This is a genomic window from Ruania suaedae (assembly GCF_021049265.1).
Taxonomy (GTDB): domain Bacteria; phylum Actinomycetota; class Actinomycetes; order Actinomycetales; family Beutenbergiaceae; genus Ruania; species Ruania suaedae.
The window spans coordinates 1,510,044-1,532,259 of record NZ_CP088018.1 but is presented as its reverse complement, the minus strand read 5'-3'; the positions used below and the strand labels follow the sequence as shown (position 1 = coordinate 1,532,259).

General features: G+C 70.8%; 23 protein-coding genes. 9 read left to right on the top strand and 14 right to left on the bottom strand.

What is annotated here, in order from left to right:
- Positions 1-103: 103 nt before the first annotated feature.
- From LQF12_RS07065 to LQF12_RS07045, 5 genes are all read right to left on the bottom strand, one after another.
- Positions 104-2,137 (bottom strand): ABC transporter ATP-binding protein, encoded by a 2,034-nt coding sequence (locus tag LQF12_RS07065; protein ID WP_231055260.1) that lies wholly within the window; start codon positions 2,135-2,137, stop codon positions 104-106.
- The gene (locus tag LQF12_RS07060; RefSeq protein ID WP_231055259.1) at positions 2,134-3,864 is read right to left on the bottom strand and encodes an ABC transporter ATP-binding protein; all 1,731 of its coding nucleotides are present in this window, start codon (positions 3,862-3,864) and stop codon (positions 2,134-2,136) included. The genes LQF12_RS07065 and LQF12_RS07060 overlap by 4 nt, the downstream gene beginning before the upstream one ends.
- Before the next feature lie 84 nt (positions 3,865-3,948).
- Positions 3,949-5,160: an SPFH domain-containing protein gene (locus LQF12_RS07055; RefSeq protein ID WP_231055258.1), complete on the bottom strand. Its 1,212-nt coding sequence runs from the start codon at positions 5,158-5,160 to the stop codon at positions 3,949-3,951.
- A gap of 68 nt (positions 5,161-5,228) precedes the next feature.
- Positions 5,229-5,714, bottom strand: a complete 486-nt coding sequence (locus LQF12_RS07050) for an NfeD family protein (RefSeq protein ID WP_231055257.1) — start codon at positions 5,712-5,714, stop codon at positions 5,229-5,231.
- Between the two features lie 65 nt (positions 5,715-5,779).
- Positions 5,780-6,601, bottom strand: coding sequence for an ABC transporter ATP-binding protein (locus LQF12_RS07045; RefSeq protein WP_231055256.1), 822 nt, complete (start codon positions 6,599-6,601; stop codon positions 5,780-5,782).
- 62 nt (positions 6,602-6,663) lie between these two features.
- On the opposite strand from LQF12_RS07045, the gene LQF12_RS07040 reads away from it, so the two are divergent.
- Positions 6,664-7,482, top strand: coding sequence for an Rv1486c family protein (locus LQF12_RS07040; protein WP_231055255.1), 819 nt, complete (start codon positions 6,664-6,666; stop codon positions 7,480-7,482).
- A gap of 8 nt (positions 7,483-7,490) precedes the next feature.
- Here the strand turns inward: LQF12_RS07040 and glgA are convergent, their stop codons facing one another.
- Entirely contained in the window at positions 7,491-8,687 is a 1,197-nt protein-coding gene (gene glgA, locus LQF12_RS07035; RefSeq protein ID WP_231055254.1) for a glycogen synthase, read from the bottom strand.
- 56 nt (positions 8,688-8,743) lie between these two features.
- Between glgA and glgC the strand changes: the two genes are divergently transcribed.
- Both glgC and serB read left to right on the top strand, forming a co-directional pair.
- On the top strand, positions 8,744-9,988 hold the full coding sequence (gene glgC, locus LQF12_RS07030) for a glucose-1-phosphate adenylyltransferase (RefSeq protein ID WP_231055253.1): 1,245 nt from the start codon (positions 8,744-8,746) through the stop codon (positions 9,986-9,988).
- 24 nt (positions 9,989-10,012) lie between these two features.
- Positions 10,013-10,660, top strand: a complete 648-nt coding sequence (gene serB / locus LQF12_RS07025; protein ID WP_231055252.1) for a phosphoserine phosphatase SerB — start codon at positions 10,013-10,015, stop codon at positions 10,658-10,660.
- 19 nt (positions 10,661-10,679) lie between these two features.
- Here serB and LQF12_RS07020 read toward each other — a convergent pair whose 3' ends face one another.
- Positions 10,680-11,210, bottom strand: a complete 531-nt coding sequence (locus tag LQF12_RS07020; protein ID WP_231055251.1) for a SixA phosphatase family protein — start codon at positions 11,208-11,210, stop codon at positions 10,680-10,682.
- A 66-nt stretch (positions 11,211-11,276) separates the two neighbouring features.
- Here LQF12_RS07020 and LQF12_RS07015 point away from each other — a divergent pair, with 66 nt between their 5' ends.
- Positions 11,277-11,897 (top strand): GyrI-like domain-containing protein, encoded by a 621-nt coding sequence (locus tag LQF12_RS07015; protein ID WP_231055250.1) that lies wholly within the window; start codon positions 11,277-11,279, stop codon positions 11,895-11,897.
- A 6-nt stretch (positions 11,898-11,903) separates the two neighbouring features.
- Here LQF12_RS07015 and fabI read toward each other — a convergent pair whose 3' ends face one another.
- The gene (fabI, locus tag LQF12_RS07010) at positions 11,904-12,671 is read right to left on the bottom strand and encodes an enoyl-ACP reductase FabI (protein WP_231055249.1); all 768 of its coding nucleotides are present in this window, start codon (positions 12,669-12,671) and stop codon (positions 11,904-11,906) included.
- A 71-nt stretch (positions 12,672-12,742) separates the two neighbouring features.
- Positions 12,743-13,459, bottom strand: coding sequence for a 3-oxoacyl-ACP reductase FabG (gene fabG / locus LQF12_RS07005; RefSeq protein WP_231055248.1), 717 nt, complete (start codon positions 13,457-13,459; stop codon positions 12,743-12,745).
- Positions 13,460-13,557: 98 nt separating this feature from the next.
- Between fabG and LQF12_RS07000 the strand changes: the two genes are divergently transcribed.
- From LQF12_RS07000 to LQF12_RS06990, 3 genes are read left to right on the top strand one after another with little or no spacing between them, the layout of a single operon-like run.
- Complete coding sequence (locus tag LQF12_RS07000) at positions 13,558-13,857, top strand: DUF3099 domain-containing protein (RefSeq protein WP_231055247.1); 300 nt, start codon at positions 13,558-13,560, stop codon at positions 13,855-13,857.
- Positions 13,854-14,060, top strand: a complete 207-nt coding sequence (locus LQF12_RS06995; protein ID WP_231055246.1) for a hypothetical protein — start codon at positions 13,854-13,856, stop codon at positions 14,058-14,060. Before LQF12_RS07000 ends, LQF12_RS06995 begins: the two co-directional genes overlap by 4 nt.
- Positions 14,053-14,955 carry an SURF1 family protein gene (locus LQF12_RS06990; protein WP_231055245.1) on the top strand — a complete coding sequence of 301 codons (903 nt, stop codon included), beginning with the start codon at positions 14,053-14,055 and terminating at the stop codon, positions 14,953-14,955. Before LQF12_RS06995 ends, LQF12_RS06990 begins: the two co-directional genes overlap by 8 nt.
- Here the strand turns inward: LQF12_RS06990 and LQF12_RS06985 are convergent.
- Positions 14,928-16,526 carry an ABC-F family ATP-binding cassette domain-containing protein gene (locus LQF12_RS06985; RefSeq protein ID WP_231055244.1) on the bottom strand — a complete coding sequence of 533 codons (1,599 nt, stop codon included), beginning with the start codon at positions 16,524-16,526 and terminating at the stop codon, positions 14,928-14,930. The two genes, LQF12_RS06990 and LQF12_RS06985, sit on opposite strands and share 28 nt — an antisense overlap.
- Positions 16,527-16,589: 63 nt before the next feature.
- On the opposite strand from LQF12_RS06985, the gene LQF12_RS06980 reads away from it, so the two are divergent.
- Positions 16,590-17,531, top strand: coding sequence for a GNAT family N-acetyltransferase (locus tag LQF12_RS06980; RefSeq protein ID WP_231055243.1), 942 nt, complete (start codon positions 16,590-16,592; stop codon positions 17,529-17,531).
- A 98-nt stretch (positions 17,532-17,629) separates the two neighbouring features.
- Positions 17,630-19,126: an HNH endonuclease gene (locus tag LQF12_RS06975; protein ID WP_231055242.1), complete on the top strand. Its 1,497-nt coding sequence runs from the start codon at positions 17,630-17,632 to the stop codon at positions 19,124-19,126.
- Between the two features lie 123 nt (positions 19,127-19,249).
- Here the strand turns inward: LQF12_RS06975 and LQF12_RS06970 are convergent, their stop codons facing one another.
- The 4 genes from LQF12_RS06970 to sufC are packed head-to-tail and all read right to left on the bottom strand — an operon-like array spanning position 19,250 to position 22,216.
- The gene (locus LQF12_RS06970) at positions 19,250-19,660 is read right to left on the bottom strand and encodes a metal-sulfur cluster assembly factor (protein ID WP_231055241.1); all 411 of its coding nucleotides are present in this window, start codon (positions 19,658-19,660) and stop codon (positions 19,250-19,252) included.
- On the bottom strand, positions 19,657-20,148 hold the full coding sequence (gene sufU / locus LQF12_RS06965) for a Fe-S cluster assembly sulfur transfer protein SufU (protein ID WP_231055240.1): 492 nt from the start codon (positions 20,146-20,148) through the stop codon (positions 19,657-19,659). Before sufU ends, LQF12_RS06970 begins: the two co-directional genes overlap by 4 nt.
- A gap of 5 nt (positions 20,149-20,153) precedes the next feature.
- Positions 20,154-21,455 (bottom strand): cysteine desulfurase, encoded by a 1,302-nt coding sequence (locus tag LQF12_RS06960; protein WP_231055239.1) that lies wholly within the window; start codon positions 21,453-21,455, stop codon positions 20,154-20,156.
- 5 nt (positions 21,456-21,460) lie between these two features.
- Positions 21,461-22,216, bottom strand: a complete 756-nt coding sequence (sufC, locus tag LQF12_RS06955; protein WP_231055238.1) for a Fe-S cluster assembly ATPase SufC — start codon at positions 22,214-22,216, stop codon at positions 21,461-21,463.

The following is a 22,216-nucleotide window of genomic DNA, read 5'->3' as shown; positions in this document are numbered from 1 at the left end:
ACAGGCATCGTGGCAGATGCGGGGCCGCGAACGGGTCAACCTCAGGGCTGATGTTGCACAGCCGTCTCACTCGGGCGAGGGAGCTCCTCGGTGACCTCGGGGCTCAGTCCACCTCGGTCGCGGCCGCCGCGAACTGCGACCGGTAGAGCCGGGAGTAGGCGCCGTCGGCCGCCATCAGCGCGTCGTGGCTGCCCTGCTCCACGATCGAGCCCTCCTCCATCACGAGGATGACGTCGGCGTCGCGGATGGTCGAGAGCCGGTGGGCGATGACGAAGCTCGTCCGCCCCCGTCGCAAGGCGTTCATCGCCCGCTGCACCAGCACCTCGGTGCGGGTGTCCACCGAGCTGGTGGCCTCGTCCAGGATGAGGATCGCCGGGTCGGCCAGGAAGGCGCGCGCGATGGTCAGCAGCTGCTTCTCCCCCGCGCTGACGGCGATCCCGGTGGTGCCCTCCTCGTCGAGCGCGGTCCGGTACCCCTCCGGCAGGGTGCGCACGAACGGGTCGACGCCGGTCGCCTCGGCGGCGGCGAGCAGCTCGGCGTCGGTCACCGGCCGGTGCGCACCATAGCGGATGTTGTCCTCGATCGAGCCGTTGAACAGCCACGTGTCCTGCAGCACCATCCCGATGCAGGAGCGCAGCTGGGCCCGCGTCAGGTCGCGGGTGTCGACGCCATCGATGGTGATCCGGCCTGCCTGCACCTCGTAGAAACGCATGAGCAGGTTCACCAGCGTCGTCTTCCCGGCACCGGTGGGGCCTACGATCGCGATCGTCTGCCCCGGCTCGGCGACGAGCGAGAGCCCCTCGATCAACGGGGTGTCGCTGCGGTAGGAGAAGTCGACCGCCTCGAAGGCCACTCGTCCGGAGACCGCCTCGAGCGTGGCGGGCTGCTGCGGGTCCGCGCTCTCCTCCTCCTCGTCGAGCAGATCGAAGACGCGTTCGGCGGAGGCCGCCCCGGACTGCATGAGGTTCATCAGGGAGGCGATCTGGGTGATCGGCTGCGAGAACTGCCGCGAGTACTGCACGAACGCCTGCACGTCCCCCAGCGACATCGTCCCCGAGGCGACCCGCAGCCCACCCAGCACGGCGATCGCGACATAGCCCACGTTCGCGATCCAGCCCATCACCGGCTGGATGGTGCCGGTGATGAACTGCGCCCGGAACGAGGCGCGGAACAGCCGGTCGTTCTCCTCCCGGAACGTCGCCTCGGCCGCCTGCTGGTGCCCGAAGACGTGCACGAGGTCGTGGCCGGTGTACATCTCCTCCACGTGCGCGTTGACCGTGCCGGTGCGCTTCCACTGCTCCACGAACTCCGGCTGCGACCGCTTCGCGATCTGACCCACCACGACGGCGGACAACGGGATGGTCACCAGGGCCACCAGGGCCAGCTGCCAGGAGATCCACACCATCATCGCCAGCACTCCCAGCACGGTGAGCACCGAGGTGATCAGCTGCGAGAGGGTCTGCTGCAGCGACTGCGCGACGTTGTCGATGTCATTGGTCACGCGGGAGAGCACCTCGCCGCGGGCCTGCCGGTCGAAGTAGCGCAGCGGCAGCCGGGCAAGCTTGGTCTCGACCTGCTCCCGCAGGCGGTAGACCACTTGCTGGACCACGGTCGTGATCAGCCGGCCCTGCAGCCAGGTGAACAGGAACGCCCCGGCGTAGACGGCCAGGACCACGGCGAGCACACCGGCGAGCCGCTCGAAGTCGACCCCCTGACCGGGGACCACGCCCGGCATCCCCGCCAGCATGTCGGCCTGGGTGTCCTCGCCGGCCGCACGCAACGCCTCGATCGTCTCCGCGCGCGTCAGCGACGGATCGAGGCCGCGACCGACCAGACCGTCGAAGATGACGTTGGTGGCGTTGCCGAGCATCTTCGGCCCCACCACGGTCAGCAGCGTCCCGATCGTCCCGAGCACGACGGCGACCAGCACCCACGCGCGGTCGGCGCGTAGCGCCACCACCATGCGTCGCGCCGCACCCAGCAGGTCCCGTGGCTTCTCCGCAGGGACGCCAAGGCCTCCGCCCGGGCCGGGGCCGGGGCGTGGGCGCTCGTCGACCTTGACCTGCGCCTTGAGCTCGGAGTCGTCGGCGCGCTCCCCGGCGGTGACGTCGCGTGCGGGCGGCTCCTGGTGGCTCATGCCGCCTCCTCGGCGCTCAGCTGCGAGGAGACGATCTCCTGGTAGGTCTCGTTGGTGGCCAGCAGCTCGGCGTGGGTGCCCCGGCCCACCAGCCGTCCGTGCTCGAGCACCAGGATCTGGTCGGCGTCACGGATCGTCGCCACCCGCTGCGCCACCACGATCACGCTCGAGCGTCGCGTCCTCGGCCGCAGGGCGGCCCGCAGGGCGGCATCGGTGGCGTAGTCCAGGGCGGAGAAGGAGTCGTCGAACAGGTAGATGGCGGGCCGGCGTATCAGTGCCCGGGCGATCGCGAGCCGCTGGCGCTGGCCACCGGAGACATTGGTGCCGCCCTGGGCGATCCTCGCCTCCAGTCCGCCGTCCATCGACCGCACGAAGTTCTCGGCCTGCGCCACCCGCAGGGCCTCCCAGAGCTCCTCCTCGGTGGCGTCGGCGCGGCCGTAGCGCAGGTTCGAGGCGACGGTGCCGCTGAACAGGTAGGGCCGCTGGGGCACCAGCCCGATGATCTGGGAGAGGAGCGCGGGATCGAGATCGCGCACGTCCACCCCGTCGATGCGCACCGATCCGGAGGTGGCGTCGAAGAGCCGGGGCACGAGGGCCAGCACCGTGGTCTTGCCGGCACCGGTGGATCCGATGATCGCGGTCGTCGTGCCCGGCTGCGCCTGCAGGTCGATCTGGTGGAGTACGTCCTTCTCCGCCCCGGGGTAGCGGAAGGTCACCCCGGTCATCTCCACCATCCCGCTGACCACCTCCGGCCGCTGCGGATCCGCCGGCGGGTGCACGGTCGGCTCGGAGTCCAGCACCTCCAGGATCCGCTCGGAGGAGACCGCCGCGCGGGGGGCGAACATGAACATCATCGTCGCCATCATCACCGCGAACAGGACGAACATCAGGTAGGACAGGAACGCCACCAGCGACCCGATCTCGGTCACCCCGGCATCGACACGCCGTCCTCCGAACCAGATCACCGCCACGGAGGCGAGGTTGACGATGAGCATCACCATCGGCAGCGCGAACGCCATCAGTCGGCCCACGCGCACCGCCACCTCGCGCAGGTCGGCGTTGGCCACCCCGAACCGGGTGGCCTCCTCGGCCTCCTTGACGAAGGCCCGCACCACCCGCATGCCGGTGATCTGCTCACGCAGGATCCCGTTGACGGTGTCGATGCGCTTCTGCATGGTGCGGAAGTACGGCACCATCCGCGTGGCCACGATTCCCATCGTCCCGCCGAGGGCCGGGACCACCGCCACCAGCAGCAACGAGAGCCCGGCATCCTCACGCACCGCCATCGCGACGCCACCGACCAGCATGATCGGGGCCATGATGATCGCCGTCAGCGCCATGAAGACGAACATCTGCACCTGCTGCACATCGTTCGTCGACCGGGTGATCAGCGAGGGGGTGCCCAGGGTCGACATCTCCTGGGCGGAGAAGCGCATCACCCGCGTGAACAGGTCCTCGCGCAGATCCCGGCCCAGGGACATCGCCGTCCGGGCACCGACATAGACCGCCACCACACTGGTGAGCACCTGCACGGCGCTGACCGCGAGCATGACGGCGCCGGTCCGCCAGATCAGGTCGGTGTTGCCCGCCACGACGCCCTCGTCGATGATCCGGGCGTTCAGACTGGGCAGGTACAGCGCGGCCAGCGTCTGTACCAGCTGCAGCACGCAGACGATCAGCAGCGACCAGCGGTAGGGGGTCAGCGACGCACGCAGAAGGCCGAGCACATCGGGACCTTACCCCGCGTCATGAACCTCGCCGACGTGATTTCACCGCCGGCGTAGGGGCCGCAGCCCCCACGCCGGCGCCGTCTACTGCTGGGGGCGCTGGTGCCAGGGCTGGGGATCCTCGGGCGGCTGCACATCGCCGTCGGCCGGGGGCTTCTGACCGGCCGCGCTGGTCGGGTCGAACGGGCGCCCGCTGGACTCGCCCGCCTGCGAGGCCTCGGCCGTGGCCTCGTCGGCCTGCCCGCGCGCCTCGCGCAGCGCCTCGGCCGGGTCCTGCAGGGAGGTCTCCGGCAGCTCCACGTCCAGGCCCTCGATGTGATCGAAGTCCTCCTCGCGGCGCTCACGCCGGGAGGGGCCACCACCGCCGGGACCGTCGTCTCCCCCACCGCTCGGGTGGGAGCCACCGGAACCGGAGCCACCCCCGAAGGCCGAGGTGATGGAGCCGAGCGCCGCGGTGAACTCGGCCGGCACGACCCACAGCTTGGACGAGGAGCCGTTGGCGATCTCGGGCAGCATCTGCAGGTACTGGTAGGCCAGCAGCTTGGGGTCGGCGTCGCCGCGGTGGATGGCGTCGAAGACCTGGAGGATCGCGCGCGACTCACCCTGGGCCTTGAGGATCGCCGCCTGCGCCTGACCCTCGGCCTTGAGGATCGCCGACTGCTTCTCACCCTCAGCGGTGAGGATCGCCGACTGCTTGACACCCTCGGCCGTCAGGATCGCGGCGCGGCGGTCGCGCTCGGCGCGCATCTGCTGCTCCATCGCACCCTGCACGCTGGGCGGCGGGTCGATCGCCTTGAGCTCGACCCGGTTGACGCGGATCCCCCATCGGCCGGTGGCCTCGTCGAGCACCCCGCGCAGCTGACCGTTGATCTGGTCACGGCTGGTCAGGGTCTGCTCCAGGTCCATCGAACCGATGATGTTGCGCAACGTGGTCACGGTCAGCTGCTCGATCGCCATGATGTAGTCGGCGATCTCGTAGGTGGCGGCCTTCGGGTCGGTCACCTGGTAGTAGACGACCGTGTCGATACTCACCACGAGGTTGTCGGAGGTGATCACCGGCTGCGGCCGGAACGGCACCACCCGCTCACGCAGGTCGACACCGGCCCGGATCCGGTCCACGAACGGGATGAGGAAGTGCAGGCCGGCGTACATCGTGGACTGGTAGCGCCCCAGTCGCTCGATGATCAGTGCTCCGGCCTGGGGCACGATCCGGATCGCCCGCGCGATGGCGACGATCACGAACAGCGCCACGAGGATGATGATGATGAAGCCGACGACGGCTCCTGCGTCTCCCACGATGACCCCTCGATGTGGTGGTTGGCGGTGCCCCTGCGGTCGCAGGCACACCAGTGCTGATCAGTTGCTCAGTAGCCCGGAGCCGGCGGCCCGTAGGGCTGGCTCGGATCCGTGGGCACCTCCGGTGCGCTCACGTAGGCCGTGGCGCCCTCGATGCGGACCACGACGACGTCGGTGCCGGCGGGCAGGACCGTGCCCCGTTGCTCGTTGCGGGCCGTCCACACCTCACCGGAGAGCTTGACCCGGCCGGCCCGGTCGGTCACGTCGGCCACCACGGTCGCCAGCCGGCCGATCTGGGCATCGATGCCCGTCTTGGCCTCGGGTGTGGTCGCCTTGAGCCGGGCGAGCGCCCACGGGCGTACCCCGAACAGCAGCAGGACGGCGACCACGGCCGCCACCAGCAGCTGCACCAGGAACGGCGCACCGAGCAGGCCGGCGACGGCCGCAGCGACGGCGCCCCCGGCGAGCATCAGGAAGAGCAGATCGACGGTGAGCATCTCGACCACGCCGAGCACCAGCGCTGCTCCGAGCCACCACAGCCAGCCCAGGTCCATGGGTCTCCTTCCGTCTCTTGCCGCTCATCCTATCCGGGTTCGTCCACGAACCGCGGGGATGGTCGCTACTGCGCGGCCCTCGCGCCGTGGACGCCCGGCTCCCCGGCCAGGGCGCGGGCCGCATAGCGCGAACCGTGGCGTTCAACCACGAGGTCGAGCCCGAAGGCCTGGGACAGGTGCTGGGGCGTCATCACCGTCTCCAGCTCCCCGGCCGCCACCACGGCGCCCTCGCGCAGCAGCAGTCCGTCGGTGAAGCCGGGCGGGATCTCCTCGACGTGATGGGTCACCAGCACCAGCACCGGTGAGGTGACGTCGGCGGCCAGCTCACCGAGGGCGGCCACCAGCTCCTCGCGGCCACCGAGATCGAGGCCGGCGCCGGGCTCGTCCAGGATGAGCAGTTCGGGGTCGGTCATCAGGGCGCGGGCGATCTGCACCCGCTTGCGCTCCCCCTCCGAGAGCGTCCCGAAGCGCCTGGACTCGAAACCCGCCATGCCGAAGGCGGCGAGCAGGTCGCGTGCACGGCCCACGTCGAGCTGTTCGTAGGTCTCGCGCCAGCGCCCGGTCATGCCGTAGGAGGCGGTCAGCACCACGTCCAGGACGACCTCGGACCCGGGGATCCGGTCGGCGAGCGAGGCACTCGCGAGCCCGATCCGCGGCCGCAGCTCGAAGACGTCGACCCGGCCGAGTTCCTCACCCAGGACGAGGACCCGACCGCCGGTCGGGTGCATCCGCGCGGCGGCGAGCTGGACGATGGTGGTCTTGCCGGCCCCGTTAGGCCCGAGCACCACCCAGCGTTCGCCCTCCTCGACCGACCATGTCACCGAGTCGAGGATCGCCTTGTCTCCTCGTCGGACCGTCACATCGTCGAGCTGGAGCACATCACCCATGCAGGCGAGCCTATCGGTCCCCCGGGTGGCACCTGCACCGCTCCTGACCTAGCCTGCCTGCCGTGCCGATCACTCTTCCCCGGAGCGTGCTCGCCACCCTCTGGGTGGACGAGATGCGCACCATTCCCCCTGCCGACCGGGCCCCGACCCTGACCACCGCAGTGCGCGCGATTCAGGGCGAGGACGAGCCGCACATCGTCCTCGAGCACGGGAACGGCGTCGAGACGAGCAGTGCCGAGACGAGCGGGGCCGGGCACGACCTCGCCCGGCTGCTGGCAGAGCTCGCCGCCACCCGGGCGCTCGTGCACGCGGCCCTGCCCGTCCCGGGTGAGATCGGGGTGCCCGCGGCCCTCTCGCACGAGGCGAGCGAGGTGGGAGAGGCGATCCTCGCCGTCGGCGGCCCCGGGGAGGCGACCGTGGCGGCCCTGCCGCACGTGGTCGAGTTCGGATCGGCCTGGGAACCGGGGGCGATGGTGACCTGGCACGTCCGCCGCGACAGCGGCACCGTCCCGGTGCCCGACTCCCCCTCCGACGCACGCCGCCGGCTCACCGAGGCGCTCGAGCTCGCGATCGACGCGCTCACCCGGATGGACGTGGCGCGGTGGCGGCCGGAGGCGGCCGAGCAGATCGCCGACCTCGCCTCGGGCACGGTTCCCGAGGAGCTGGCACAGCGGCTTCCCGGGCGGGTGGAGCGGCGCCGGCTGGACCTGCTGGTGCGCGCCGCCCGGCTGGACGCGATCGTGCAGCTCGCCGCGGAGGACGACGGAGCCGCGGTGAACGTGTGGCAGGTGGACCAGCGCGGCGCGGCCATGCGGCACGTCGCCGCTGCCGCGCGCCGTGCGATGGTCTCGGCCACGCTCAGCGTGCCCGAGCAGCGCTGAGCTCGGCCTCAGCCGCCGAGCACCTCGCGATAGACCTCCAGCGTGCGCTCGCCGATGGCGTCCCAGGAGAACAGCTCCTCCGCCCGGCGCCTGCCCGCCCGTCCCATCTGGCGAGCACGGCCCGGGTCGCTGGTGACGTCCGTCAGCGCACGAGCCAGGTCGGCGGCGAACTGCTCCGGCTGCAGCGGGGTGCCGGTCCCGTCCTCGCGCTGCTCCAGCGGGACCAGGAGGCCCGTCTCGCCGTCGGCGACCACCTCGGGGATCCCTCCGGTGGCCGAGCCGACCACCGGGACTCCGACTGCCATCGCCTCGAGGTTGACGATCCCGAGCGGCTCGTAGACCGAGGGGCACACGAACACCGTCGAGGCCGCCAGCAGGCCCACGATCTCGGCGCGGGGCAGCATCTGGTCGATCCAGATGACCCCGGTCCGCGTGCGCTGGAGCTCGGCCACTGCGGTCGCGACCTCCTCGGCCAGCTCGGGGGTGTCCGGGGCGCCGGCACAGAGCACCAGCTGGACCTCCGGTGGCAGCTGCGCCACCGCGTCCAGCAGGTGCGGCAGCCCCTTCTGGCGGGTGATGCGCCCGACGAAGATGACGGCCGGGCGCTCGGGGTCGAGCCCGTGCATCCGGGCGACCCGGGCGCTCTCGTCGGCCGTGGGGCGCTGCCAGGCCTGCAGGTCGATGCCGTTGTGGACGACCACGACCTTGCCGGGGTCGAGCTGGGGGTAGCTGCGCAGGATGTCGGCGCGCATGCCGGCGCTGACGGCGATGACCCGGTCGGCACCCTCGTAGGCGGTGCGCTCGGCCCAGCTGGAGAGGGCGTACCCGCCGCCGAGCTGTTCGGCCTTCCACGGGCGCAACGGCTCGAGGCTGTGGGCCGAGATCACGTGCGGGATCCCGTGCAGCAGCCCGCCCAGGTGGCCGGCCATGTTGGCGTACCAGGTGTGGGAGTGCACCAGATCGGCTCCGGCGAGGTCGTTCGCCATCTGCAGGTCCACCCCGAGGGTGGCAAGGGCGGCATTGGCACCCTCGAGCTCCGTCGGCACCCGGTAGCCGGTGACCCCGGGAGCCTCGCGCGGGCCGTCGAAGCACCGCACGCGCACGTCCACGTGCCGGCGGAGCACCCGGGAGAGCTCGTCGACGTGAACCCCGGCGCCGCCGTAGACGTGAGGTGGGTATTCACGACTGAGGATGTCGACTCGCAACGTTCGCTCCCTGCTTTCGATGGTGGAACCCGCCCGATCACTCTAGGGTTCAGAGCATGGCAGCACCACGAGTTCTCGCGATCGTTCTGGCCGGCGGCGAAGGGAAGCGGCTCATGCCGCTGACCCAGGACAGGGCCAAGCCCGCGGTCCCGTTCGGCGGCATCTACCGCCTCATCGACTTCGCGCTGTCGAACGTGGTGAATTCCGGCTATCTCAAGATCGTCGTCCTCACGCAGTACAAGTCGCACTCGCTGGACCGTCACATCGCCACCACGTGGCGGATGTCGGCGCTGCTCGGCAACTACGTGGCCCCCGTGCCGGCCCAGCAACGAGTGGGAAAGAACTGGTTCCTGGGCAGTGCTGACGCGATCTACCAGTCGCTCAACCTCATCGACGACGAGAAGCCGGACATCGTCGTGGTGGTCGGCGCCGACCACGTCTACCGCATGGACTTCTCCCAGATGGTCGACTCCCACATCGCCTCGGGGGCCGAGATGACCGTGGCGGGGATCAGGCAGCCGAAGTCCCTGGCCGACCAGTTCGGCGTGATCGACGCCGATCCCGACGACCCGCAGAAGATCGCGGCCTTCCTGGAGAAGCCGACCGATCCCCCCGGCCTGGCCGACTCCCCCGGCGAGGTGCTCGCCTCGATGGGCAACTACGTGATGAACGCCGACGCCCTGGTCGACGCCGTCACCAAGGACGCCGCACGCGCCGACTCCAAGCACGACATGGGCGGCGACATCGTGCCCTACTTCGTCTCCCAGGGGCAGTGCGGCCTGTACGACTTCATCGACAACGACGTCCCCGGGTCGAAGGACCGCGACCGTGACTACTGGCGGGACGTGGGCACCCTCGACGCCTACTACGACGCCAACCGCGACCTCATCGCGGTCGAGCCGGTCTTCAACCTCTACAACAGCGCATGGCCGCTGCACACCGGCTACACCGGGCTCCCGCCGGCCAAGTTCGTCCACGCCGTCAAGGACCGGGTCGGTCACGCGACGGACTCGATCATCTCCCCCGGTGTGGTCGTCTCCGGAGGCGAGGTCTCCGGCTCGGTGCTCTCCCCCGGCGTCCGGGTGAACTCGTGGTCCCAGGTCACCGACGCCGTCCTCATGGACGGGGTCAGCGTCAACCGGCATGCCACGGTGCGTCGCGCGATCCTCGACAAGAACGTCGTGGTCGAGGCGGGGGCGAGTGTGGGCACCGACCACGAGAAGGATCGCGCGCGCGGCTTCGCCGTGACCGACGGCGGAATCACCGTCGTCCCGAAGAACGGGCGCGTCACCGCTGACTGAGCCGGCCCTGGCAGGATCGAGCGCATGGGAGAGCACAGCACGCCGGCGCGCCGTCGGCTGATCGTGATGGACGTGGACTCCACGTTCATCACCGCCGAGCAGATCGACCTCCTGGCCGCGCGGGCGGGGACAGGCCAGCGAGTGGCCGAGATCACCGAGCAGGCGATGGCCGGTGAGCTGGACTTCGCCGGGTCCCTGATCGAGCGGGTCTCCACCCTGGCCGGGCTGCCGGTGTCGGTGCTCGAGGAGGTACGCGCCGAGATCTCGTTGAGCCCGGGGGCGGCCGAACTGGTCGAGAGCGCCCAGGCGCGGGGCTGGCCGCTCGTCCTGGTCTCGGGCGGTTTCCACGAGATCGTCGACCCGATCGCGGCCGGGGTGGGCATCACGCGGGTGCGTGCCAACCGGCTCGGGGTGAGCGCAGGGCTCCTGACCGGTCGCGTGGCGGGACCGATCGTCGACCGTGCGGCGAAGGCGACGTGGCTGCGGACCTTCGCCGCCGAGGATGGCATCGACCTGGCCGATACCGTCGCGATCGGCGACGGCGCCAACGACCTCGACATGCTGGCCGCCGCAGGCCTCGGCATCGCCTTCCATGCCAAGCCGATCGTCGCCGCCCAGGCAGACCGGGCCATCACCGACGGCGGGTTGGACCAGGTCCTGCAGTGGCTGTAGCGGCGCCGACCGCCGGCCGCTAGCCGTCCCTGCGGCCGCTGATCAGCGACGTCAGGACACAACCCCGGCGCTCCAGCGCCGCCCAGGGCGCGGTGTGGTCGAGCACCACGGCCATCGAGGTGGAGACCCCGGTACGGACCCGGTGCACGGCCGACTCCTGAGACCCGGGGCCGGCCAGCAGGTGCGCGACGGCGGAGGTCACCGGCTCGTGCCCGACCACCAGGACGGTCCCGGTGGTCTCGGGGACCGCGCGCACGGCCTCGAGCACGTCACCGACGTCGGCCTGGTAGAGCTCGTCCAGATAGCGCACCTCCACGCCCTCGCCGAGCTCGGCCATCCCGGACTCGGCCAGCTGCCAGGTCTGACGGGTGCGGACCGCCGCCGAGCACAGCACCAGGTCGGGCAGCAGACCTGCCTCGGCCAGCTGCTGCCCGACGATCCGCGCGTGCGTCCGGCCGTCCAGGCTCAGGGCCCGGTCGACATCGCGCAGGGCGCCGTGGTCCGCCTGGGCGTGGCGCAGCAGCACCAGGTGTTTGGTCTCCGAGCTCATGTCGGCAGCCTACGCGCGCGTGCCGTTCGACCCGGATTCCGGGCCGGTCGGGCCAGACTGTGACGCGTGAAGATCGACCTGAAGACGACGATCCCCTCCTACACCGCCCACCACGGCCGATTCTCCCTGCTGGAGGTTCCTCCGCTGCAGTACCTGGCGATCGACGGACAGGGGGACCCGAACACCTCCCCCGACTACGCCGGCGCCGTCGGGTCGCTGTACCCGCTCGCCTACGCCCTGAAGTTCCTCAGCAAGGACGAACTCGGCCGCGACTACGTGGTCATGCCGCTCGAGGCGCTCTGGTGGGCCGAGGACATGTCCGACTTCACCACCCACCGCGACAAGTCGCGCTGGCGGTGGACGGTGATGATCCTCGTACCGGACTGGCTCGGGAACGAGCACGTCGAGGCCGCCCGGGAGACGGTGCGGCGCAAAGGCGGTGCCCCGGCACTGGCGGAGGTCCGTCTGGCCGCGCTCGAGGAGGGGCTCAGCGTACAGACCCTGCACATCGGCCCCTATGACGCCGAGGGGCCGGTGCTGGCGCGGATGCACACCGAGTTCATCCCTGCTCAGGGACTGCAGCTGCGGGGACGTCACCACGAGATCTACCTCGGCGACCCCCGCCGGGTGCCGGCCGAGCGGCTGCGTACCGTGCTGCGCCAACCGGTCGAGCGGGCCCCGCGGTGAGGTCGGCTACATCCCCATCGCGTGCACGCCACCGTCGACGTGCACGATCTCCGCAGTCGTGGCCGGGAACCAGTCCGAGAGCATGGCCACGATGGTGCGCGCGGTCGGCTCGGCGTCATTGACGTCCCAGCCGAGCGGGGCGCGGTCGGGCCAGCCGCCCTCCATCGCCTCGAATCCCGGGATCGACTTGGCCGCCGTCGTGCGCAGCGGGCCGGCGGAGACGAGGTTGACCCGGATGCCCTCCGGGCCCAGATCCCGGGCAAGGTAGCGGGCGGTGGCCTCGAACGCGGCCTTGGCCACACCCATCCAGTCGTAGACCGGCCAGGCGTACTGGGCGTCGAAGGTCAGCCCGACCACCGAGGATCCGCGGGTCAGCAACGGCCGGGCGGCGACGGCGAGCGACTTCAGGGAAAACGCCGAGATCTCCACGGCGGTGGATACGTCCGCCCACTCACCCGCCAGGAAGTTCCCGCCCATCACCGACTGCGGGGCGAAGCCGATCGAGTGGACCACACCGTCGAGATGGTCGACGTGCTCGCCCACCCGCTCGGCCAGGGCTGCCAGGTCACCGTCATCGGTGACGTCGAGCTCGACCACCGGGGCGGGCTGGGGCAGCCGGCGGGCGATCGCCTGCGTCAGCTTGAGCTGACGGCCGAACGAGGAGAGCACCACGGTCGCGCCCTGTTCCTGCGCGAGCCGCGCCACGGAGAACGCGATCGAGCTCTCCATGAGCACGCCCGTGACCAGCAGCGTCTTCCCGTCCAGCAGTCCCATCGTGTCCCTCTCCTCGTGACGTGTGCGGCCCCGAGCCTAGCGGCCGGGCGCCGCGGGTGGACAGCCGCGTCTCAGTGCCCCATCCCGAGGCCACCGTCGACGGGGATGACGGCACCGCTGACGTATCCGGCACCCGCGAGGAAGGCGACCGCGTCGGCGATCTCCTCGGTCGCGCCGAAGCGTCCGGCCGGGATGGTGGCCAGGTACTTCTCCTGCGTGGCCTGCGGCAGCTCGGCCGTCATCGCGGTGTCGACGAATCCGGGGGCGACCACGTTGGCGGTGATGCCGCGTCCGCCGAGCTCGCGGGTGATGGACCGGGCCATCCCGACCAGTCCCGACTTGGTGGCCGCGTAGTTCACCTGCCCCGGGGAGCCGTAGAGGCCCACCACGGAGGAGATCATGATGATCCGGCCGGTGCGCTTGCGGATCATGCCCTTCGTCGCGCGGCGCACGCAGCGGAAGACCCCGGTGAGGTTGACGTCCACCACCTCGGTGAACTCCTCGTCGGTCATCCGCATCAGCAGCGTGTCCTTGGTGATGCCCGCGTTGGCCACCAGCACCTCCGTCGGGCCCTGATGCTCCTCGATGGCGGTGAAGGCCGCGTCGACGGACTCGGTGTCGGTCATGTCGGCGTGGGCGTGGAAGACCCCGTCGGGCACGTCACCGGAGCGGGCGATACCCGCCACGCGGAAGCCGTCGGCGACGAATCGTTCGGCGATCGCTCGCCCGATACCGCGGTTGGCTCCGGTGACCACTACGGTGCGGCCCTCGTTCTGCTCCTGGCCCACGCTGAATCCTCTCGTCTCGCGCTGCTGTGCCCCGCCCACGCTAGCGCCTCGGCCACCGCCCGGCCGCGCCCTGCGCAGGCGAGGCGTACCCTGGACGGGTGTCCGAGGTTCATGCGATCACCAGCGCCGGGCGCCCGAAGAGTGAGCAGTCCCGCGATCGGATCGTGCGGTACCTGATCACCATGGGCATCCGGACGGCGTGCTTCGTCGCGGCACTGTTCACCGAGGGGTGGTTACGCTGGACCTGCATCGCCGGTGCCGGCCTGCTGCCGGTCATCGCGGTGGTGCTGGCCAACGCCGGGGGTGAGCGGCGCCGTCGCCCGGACGCCTACATCGAGACGGTCCCGCTCGCGCCGGACCACCAGCTGGACGCTCACGAGCACGAGGAGCGGCGATGACGGAACTGATCTGCAGCGCGAAGGCGTGCCGCAGCACGGCGGACTGGGCCCTGCGCTGGAACAACCCGCGCCTGCACACCCCCGAACGTCGCAAGACGTGGCTGGCGTGCGAGGCCCACCGTCAGCACCTGGAGCACTTCCTCGGGGCTCGCTCGTTCCTGTGCGAGACCGTTCCCGTAGCCGACCTCGATCCCGATGGCTGAGGTGGCTGCGCGCTACTCGTTCCTGCGCTCGCGCCGGTGGGTCACGATCGCGGTGGTCGCACTCGTGGTCAGCCTCACCTGCGCCCTGCTCGGCTACTGGCAGTACACGCGCTACCAGGGCAAGGCCGAGGCCGCCGCGCTGGTCGAGGCGAACTACGACAGCGCACCGGTCGCCCTGACCGAGCTGCTCCCGACGGCGCAGGCCCCCTGGTCGGACGACCTCACCTGGCGTCAGGTGAGGGTCACCGGGGAGTACCTGACGCCCGCCGTCGTCCTCCCCCAGCGTCCGATCGGTGGCTCACCGGCCGATCACGTGCTCGCGATGCTCGCCGTCGAGGTCGAGGGCGAGGAGGAACCGTGGTGGCTGCTGGTCGACCGCGGCTGGTACCGCTCCGACGCGTTCGGTGACCACACCGCGCAGCAGCAGCTGCCCGACGGGCAGGTCACCCTGACGGTCCGGCTGCGGGCCGCGGAGCCACCGAGCGGACGCGACCTCGGCGGGCGGCAGGTCCACGCGATCAATCCGAGTCAGGTGCTCGACGCCGCCGCCCCCGGAGCCGATGTGGCCGGACAGGTCGTCACCGGGACCTATGGCGTGGTGGCGCAGGAGTCCCCGACCACCGCGAGCCCGCCCGCTGCCCTGCGCCGCCCGAGCGCCGACCTGGGCAATCACCTCTCCTACGCCTTCCAGTGGTGGGTCTTCGCCGTCGGCGCCCTGGTCGGCGCCGTCGTGCTGGCCCGCCGGGAGGCGACGGTGCTCGGCGGGCCGGGCTCGACGCCGGATCCGGCGGCGCGTCCGCGGCGGCGCACCGAGGCCGAGGAGGAGGACGCCCTGATCGACGCCCAGCTAGCCGCGGCCCGCGCCGGTCAGGCCAGGGAGACCAGCTCGAGGTAGGACTCGCCCCACAGGTCCTCGTCACCGTCGGGCAGGAGGAGCACCCGCTCGGGGTCGAGCGCCGAGACCGCGCCCTCGTCGTGCGTGACGAGCACGACCGCCCCGGTGAAGCTGCGCAGGGCCGCGAGGATCTCCTCGCGGCTGGCCGGGTCGAGGTTGTTCGTCGGCTCGTCCAGGAGCAGCACGTTCGCCTGCGAGACCACCAGCACGGCGAGCGCGAGGCGGGTCTTCTCACCACCGGAGAGGACCTTGGCCGGTTTGTCGGCGTCGTCCCCGGAGAACAGGAACGACCCGAGCACGCTGCGCACCTGGGTGTCGGTCAGGTCCGGAGCCGCCGTGCGCAGGTTCTCCACCACGGTCCGCTCGGTGTCGAGGGTCTCGTGCTCCTGGGCGTAGTAGCCGACCTTCAGCCCGTGGCCGGGTTGCACCTCGCCCGTGTCGGCGGGTTCGGTACCCGCCAGCAACCGCAGCAGCGTCGTCTTGCCGGCGCCGTTGAGCCCGAGCACCACCACCTTCGACCCTCGGTCGATCGCCAGATCGACGTCGGTGAACACCTCCAGCGAGCCGTAGGACTTCGACAGGCCCTGGGCACGCAGCGGCGTCTTGCCGCAGGGGGCCGGGTCCGGGAACCGGAGCTTGGCGACCTTGTCGGCCGAGCGGGTGTCCTCCAGACCCGAGAGCATCCGTTCGGCGCGCTTGGCCATGTTCTGCGCGGCGACGGCCTTCGTGGCCTTGGCGCGCATCTTGTCGGCCTGGGCCAGCAGTGCCGAGGCCTTCTTCTCGGCGTTGGCCCGTTCACGCTTACGCCGGCGCTCGTCGGTCTCGCGCTGCTCGAGATAGGCGTGCCAGCGCAGGTTGTAGATGTCGATCACGGACCGGGTGGCATCCAGGTGGAAGACCTTGTTCACGGTGGCCTGGAGCAATCCCGTGTCGTGGCTGATGACCACGAAGCCGCCGGAGTAGGTCGCGAGATACTCGCGCAACCACACGATCGAGTCGGCGTCGAGGTGGTTGGTGGGCTCGTCCAGCAGCAGCGTCTCGGAGTCGGAGAACAGGATGCGGGCGAGTTCGACGCGGCGGCGCTGGCCACCGGAGAGGGTCCGCAGCGGCTGCGCGAGCACCGTCGACGGGAGGCCGAGGTTGGAGGTGATCCGGGCGGCCTCGCTCTCCGCGGCCCAGCCGCCCTGGGCCTCGAACTCTGCATCGAGCCGGGTGTAGCGGGCCATCGCCTTCTCGCGGATGCTCTCGTTCTCGCTGGCCATGTCGTGCTCGGCCTTGCGCACCCGCCGCAGCAGCTCGTGCAGATCCCGCGCCGAGAGGACCCGGTCCATGGCCATCTGGTCGAGGTCGCCGGTGCGCGGGTCCTGCGGGAGGTAGCCGACCGTGCCCGTGCGGGTGATCGTCCCCCCGGTGGGCTGGCCTTCACCCGCGAGCGTCTTGGTCAGGGTCGTCTTGCCGGCGCCGTTGCGACCCACGAGGCCGATACGGTCGCCGGAGTCGATGCGGAAGCTGGTCCCGGCGAGTAGCTGACGGGCTCCGATCCTCAGCTCGACGTCCTGCGCGATAATCACTGGCACGAGTCTACGGGCGTCCGACGGCGCCCCTCACCAAGTTTTTCGGACGAGGAGGCGAGCATGAGCATCACCTACCGGCCCTGGGCCGAGGGCGACGAAGTGGCGGCGGGGGCCGCGCTCGGGGAACCGGAGTCCGCTCGCATCGCCCTGGACCGGCCCTCCTTCGGGCTACCGAGCGCCGAGGCGTGGCGCCACACCCTCGTCGCCGAGGAGAACGGCGCATTCCTCGGCGCGGCCGTGGTGCTCGAGGGTGTGCTCCACCCCGGGCGGCTGTGGCTGTACGTGGAGGTCTCGCCCGACCATCGCCGCCGCGGGGTCGGCACGGAACTGGTGGAGCGGATTCGGGAGGTACCGGCGCCGTCGGGAGTGCGCGCGGTGCGGGCGCGGTTCGCCTCCGGGAGCAGCGCCGCCGAAGGGTTCGCGGCAGCGCTCGGTCTCGAGCCCATCCACCGCTCGCGTCAGGTGCTGGTGCGCCCGGGTGCGCTGGACCTGCCCGCGCTCGAGGCCACCGGGCCGGCCCTGGAGGATCTGGCGACGGGGTCGGTCGAACTGACCAAGCTGGTGGTGGTCTTCTACGACGCCACGCATGCCTCCTGGGACCCTTCCGAGATGACGCTCGGCCGGGCGCAGGATCTGCTACTCGCCCCGGCCACGGGTGCCCGCGGCGCGATCGTGCTGCGCGATCGCCCCAAGGCGAGCGGCGGAGTCATCCTGGCCTTCGCGGTCTCCTACGATCCACCGGGCCTGGACCCCGACGATCCGGACAGTGTCCCGGTGGCCGACGATGCCCCGACCCAGGTGCTGCTGGGATACGACCCGACGCTGACGGACGATCGCGCGCGTGCGGCGGTCCGCCAACTGCTGGCGATGCTCGCGGCCCGGTATCCGGTTCAGGTGGAGGTCGACGACGCGATGACCCCGCTCGCCGGTGTGGTCGACGACCTGCTCGTGCTCGGTTCGGCCGAGGTCGTCACGGAGACCCGGTTCGTGGCCTCGGACTGAGCGTCGATCGTCGCGGTGTCTCTACCCTCTGACCTGATCCGAGCTGCCCTGACCTGGGCAGACAGGGCGATGTCGGTGGTCGGTGGGAGGGTTCTTTCATGACATCGACAGCCACTGTTTCCTCGTTCTCGGCTCCGGCCGAGAAGGAACTGTTGGCTGCGGTGCGGGCCAACGGGGTGGCGGCTCGGGCGGTGGAGGTCGAGCGGGCGGAGCTGGTGCTGGCGTGGGTGCGCGAGGCGGCGATCGACCCGGAGGAGATGACCGGGACTGCGGTGTTCGACCCGGATGTTCATGTCGGGGTGCCGGGGACCGAGCAGCCGATGCGCCTGGCTGGGGAGGGTGCCCCGTGGGTGGCCGATCTCGGTTTCACCCGCCTGGCCGCAGCGCTGGGACAGTCCAACGAGGCCGCCATGAACTATGTGGGGGCGGTGGTCGAGCTCGCCTACCGGTTGCCGGTGCTGTGGTCCCGGGTCAGGGCCGGGCAGGTGAGCATTCACCGGGCGAGAACGGTGGCGCGGTTGAGCAAGAAGCTCCCCGCCGCTGGTGCCGCCTGGGTCGATGCCCAGGTCGCCTGGACGATCGGGACCTGCTCGATGGCTCAGATCGAACGCACCGTGGCTGCGGCGGTGGCCACCTTCGACCCCGACCAGGCCGAGCGGGACCGCGAGGCGGCGTTGGAGGGGCGGCGGGTGAACATCCACCTCGGCCGCGCCGGTGACGGTCAGGACCCGGGGTCGATGAGCGTGATCGGCATCGACGGCGGCCTCGACGTGGCCGATGCTCTGGACTTGGAAGCAGCCATCTCCGCCCGCGCGGCCGCGTTGACGGCCCTCATGCCCGGTGCCAGCGAGGACGTACGCAGGTCCATCGCGTTGGGCGACCTCGCCCGCGGCCAGACCATGGTCCGGGCCACCGGCGAGGATGACAGTGCCAGTGACTCCGGCGATCCCAACGAAGCGACGGGGCGGACGGTGTTGCTGTATTTGCACCTGTCCGCCGCCGACCTCGATGAGCAGTCTTCTGGTGTGGGGCGGTGTGAGAACACCCGCTCCCCGATCACCCCCGAACAGGTCCGCACCTGGTGCGCCACCGCCGGGCGGGTGCTGGTGCGGCCTGTGGTCGACCTCAACGCCGAGTACGCGGCCACCACCTATGAAGCCAGCCCCAGGCTGCGTGAGCAGGTCATCCTGCGCGACGGGACGTGCCGGTTCCCCTACTGCCACCGCAGCGCCCGATCAGCCGACCTGGACCACATCGAACGGTACGAGGACGACGGACCCACCACCTCGACCAACCTCGCCGCCCTGTGCCGGCGCCACCACCGCGCCAGGACGCATGCGGGCTGGACCTATGAGCTGATCACCCCCGGCACCTACCACTGGGCCAGTCCCGACGGCGGCGCCTATCTGGTCACCCCCGCCGGCACCTTCGACCTACCCAGCACACCGGGGACCACAGCGACCTCGACCGCACGGGTGCGCCAACGAGCCCTGGACTCCATGCGCACCGCTGCCAAGACAATGCCGTCCCGTCCTCCCCGCGGGCAGCCACCAGCAGCACGCAAGACCGGTAGAACCGACCCGCCACCCTTCTGACCACCCCGCCCCGGACCCCGCCGACCACCACCGCCGACGGGGACACCGGCACGCCCGGACGATGGCCGTCCGGTCACATGCGTGGGGTCACGTGCGTGGGTGGGATCACGCGCGTGGGTGGGGTCAGACGTTGAAGCCGAGCGCCCGGAGCTGCTCACGACCGTCGTCGGTGATCTTCTCGGGGCCCCACGGCGGCATCCACACCCAGTTGATGCGCTGCCCGGCGACGATCCCTTCGAGCGACTGAGCAGCCTGGTCCTCGATCACGTCCGTCAGCGGGCACGCGGCCGAGGTGAGCGTCATGTCGATCACCGCGTGATTATTCTGGTCCACGGTCACGCCGTAGATGAGGCCGAGGTCGACGACGTTGATCCCCAGCTCGGGGTCGATCACGTCGCGCAGGGCCTCCTCCACGTCCGCGGCCGTCGGTGCTCCCGGGGCGGGGGCTGCTGCGGTCGCGCCGGCGGTGCTCTCCGCGCCGGTGTTCTCGGTCTCGGTGGTCTCTGTGGGCGGGTTCGCCTGGGTCTCTGTCATCGTTCTTCCTCGCGTCGGCCCGCCTGCGGCGGGGCGGTCACAGCCTGGGCGAGTGCGTCCCGCAGGGCCATCCAGCCCAGCAGCGCGCACTTGATCCGCGCCGGATAGCGCGCTACTCCGACGAACGCCGCGGCGTCGCCGAGTATTTCCTCTCGGTCCTCCTCGAGCGGCTGACCTCGGTTCGACATCAGTGCCCGGAACGTCTCGGTCAACCGATCCACGGTCGCCACGTCCGCGCCGGCCACGAGGTCGGTCAGCACCGAGACCGAGGCCTGGGAGATCGAGCAGCCGGTCCCGTCCCAGGTCACGCGTTCGACCACCGGTGCCGGAGTGCCCGGCGCGAGATGCACGCGCAGACGTACCTCGTCCCCGCACATCGGATTCACCTGGAACGACTCGGCGGCTGCGCCCGGCGCCGATCCGGCGCCGTGGCGCTCCCGGGAGTGGTCCAGGATGACCTGCTGGTAGAGCTGCTCCATCGAGGTCATCGACCTCACCTCCCTAGGAAGAAGTCTCGCACCCGAGAGAGGGCGTCGCAGAATGTGTCGAGCTCGGCCGTCGTGGTGTGCACGCCGACCGAGACACGCGCGGAGGACGGCACCCCCAGTCGGCGGTGCAGCGGCTGGGCACAGTGGTGCCCCACCCGCACGGCCACACCGGCATCGTCGAGGAGCTGGCCCACGTCGTGCGGATGCACACCGTCGACGGTGAAGGCCACCACGCCGATCCGGTTCTCCGGCTCGGTCGGGCCGAGCACCCGGACGCCCTCGATGCGAGAGATGCCGGCGAGCAGATGGGCGGTGAGCTCCTCCTCGTGCGCGGCCAGGGCGTCCATCCCCAGCTCGGCCAGGTAGTCGGCCGCCGCATGGAGACCAACCGTCTGCGCCACCATCTGGGTCCCGGCCTCGAAGCGCTGCGGCGGCGCCGCGAAGGTGGTCTCGCTCATGCTGACCACCTCCACCATCGATCCACCGGTCCCGAACGGCGGCAGCGCCGCGAGCAACTCACGCCGACCGTAGAGCGCACCGATTCCGGTGGGCCCGAGCATCTTGTGCCCGGAGAAGACGGCGAAGTCGACGTCCAGCGCATGCAGGTCTACCGGCAGGTGCGGCACGCTCTGGCACGCATCCAGGACCACCAGTGCACCATGGCTGCGGGCCGCCGCGACGATCTCCTTGACCGGGCTGATCGCGCCGGTCACATTCGAGACGTGCGTGAAGGCCACCACCCGCGTCCGCTCGGTGATGACGTCGAGGGTCTCCAGATCGATCCGCCCGGAGTCGGTGACGCCCAGCCAGCGCAACGTGGCGCCGGTCCGCGCGCACAACTCCTGCCAGGGCACCAGGTTCGCGTGATGCTCCGCCTCGGTGACCACGATCTCGTCGCCCGGGCCGAGCCGGAACCGCTGCGCAGGCGCTCCCCCACGCCCCAGGGAGGCGTTGGAGAACGCGTACGCGAGCAGGTTGATCCCCTCGGTGGCGTTCTTGGTCCAGACAATCTCGTCGGTACCGGCGCCCACCAGGCGGGCGACCGCGGCCCGCGCCTGCTCGTACGCCTCCGTAGCCTCCTCGGCCAGAGCATGCGCGCCCCGGTGCACGCCGGCGTTGCGCTGCAGGTAGAAATCCTGCTCGGCGTCGATGACGCACTCGGGCTTCTGGCTGGTCGCCGCGGTGTCCAGATAGACCAGCGGCCGACCGCCACGCACCGTGCGGGCGAGCAGCGGGAAGTCGGCCCGGACGGCGGCCAGCTCGGTCGCCGTCAGCCGGGCACGCACCTCCCGCTGCTCCGCACTCATCGGTCTCAGGCCGGGCTGAGGAAGCGGTCGTAGCCCTCGGCCTCGAGCCGCTCGGCGAGCTCGGGCCCGCCTTCCTCGGCGACCTGCCCGTTGACGAACACGTGCACGTAGTCGGGCGTGATGTAGCGCAGGATGCGGGTGTAGTGGGTGATCAGGAGGACGCCCACGTCGGTGTTGCCCTTGACGCGGTTCACGCCCTCGGAGACCACGCGCAGCGCGTCCACATCGAGTCCGGAGTCGGTCTCGTCCAGCACCGCGAACTTGGGCTGCAGCAGCTCCATCTGCAGGATCTCGTGGCGCTTCTTCTCACCACCGGAGAATCCCTCGTTGACGTTGCGCTCGGCGAACGTGGGGTCCATCCGCAGGTTCTCCATGGTGCCGCGCACGTCGGAGACCCACTGGCGCAGCGCCGGGGCCTTCCCGTCGATGGCGGTCTTGGCGGTCCGCAGGAAGTTCGAGACAGTCACGCCGGGCACCTCGACCGGGTACTGCATCGCGAGGAACATCCCGGCGCGGGCACGCTCGTCCACGCTCATCTCGAGCACGTTCTCACCGTCGAGCAGCACCTCACCGCTGGTCACCGCGTACTTCGGGTGCCCGGCGATCGAGTACGCCAAGGTGGACTTGCCGGAGCCGTTCGGGCCCATGATCGCGTGGGTCTCACCGCTCTTGACGGTCAGATCAACCCCTCGCAGGATCTTCTTCGGGCCGTCGGCGGTCTCGACGTCGACGTGCAGGTCACGGATCTCAAGGGTCGACAT

Bases quoted from the DNA above. Each gene is read 5' to 3' on its own strand.
- LQF12_RS07065 (WP_231055260.1), bottom strand. From the start codon at position 2,137: ATGAGCCACCAGGAGCCGCCCGCACGCGACGTCACCGCCGGGGAGCGC.
- LQF12_RS07050 (WP_231055257.1), bottom strand. From the start codon at position 5,714: ATGGACCTGGGCTGGCTGTGGTGGCTCGGAGCAGCGCTGGTGCTCGGC.
- LQF12_RS07045 (WP_231055256.1), bottom strand. From the start codon at position 6,601: ATGGGTGATGTGCTCCAGCTCGACGATGTGACGGTCCGACGAGGAGAC.
- glgC (WP_231055253.1), top strand. From the start codon at position 8,744: ATGGCAGCACCACGAGTTCTCGCGATCGTTCTGGCCGGCGGCGAAGGG.
- serB (WP_231055252.1), top strand. From the start codon at position 10,013: ATGGGAGAGCACAGCACGCCGGCGCGCCGTCGGCTGATCGTGATGGAC.
- LQF12_RS07020 (WP_231055251.1), bottom strand. From the start codon at position 11,210: ATGAGCTCGGAGACCAAACACCTGGTGCTGCTGCGCCACGCCCAGGCG.
- fabI (WP_231055249.1), bottom strand. From the start codon at position 12,671: ATGGGACTGCTGGACGGGAAGACGCTGCTGGTCACGGGCGTGCTCATG.
- LQF12_RS06995 (WP_231055246.1), top strand. From the start codon at position 13,854: ATGACGGAACTGATCTGCAGCGCGAAGGCGTGCCGCAGCACGGCGGAC.
- LQF12_RS06990 (WP_231055245.1), top strand. From the start codon at position 14,053: ATGGCTGAGGTGGCTGCGCGCTACTCGTTCCTGCGCTCGCGCCGGTGG.
- LQF12_RS06980 (WP_231055243.1), top strand. From the start codon at position 16,590: ATGAGCATCACCTACCGGCCCTGGGCCGAGGGCGACGAAGTGGCGGCG.
- LQF12_RS06975 (WP_231055242.1), top strand. From the start codon at position 17,630: ATGACATCGACAGCCACTGTTTCCTCGTTCTCGGCTCCGGCCGAGAAG.
- LQF12_RS06970 (WP_231055241.1), bottom strand. From the start codon at position 19,660: ATGACAGAGACCCAGGCGAACCCGCCCACAGAGACCACCGAGACCGAG.
- sufU (WP_231055240.1), bottom strand. From the start codon at position 20,148: ATGACCTCGATGGAGCAGCTCTACCAGCAGGTCATCCTGGACCACTCC.
- LQF12_RS06960 (WP_231055239.1), bottom strand. From the start codon at position 21,455: ATGAGTGCGGAGCAGCGGGAGGTGCGTGCCCGGCTGACGGCGACCGAG.
- sufC (WP_231055238.1), bottom strand. From the start codon at position 22,216: ATGTCGACCCTTGAGATCCGTGACCTGCACGTCGACGTCGAGACCGCC.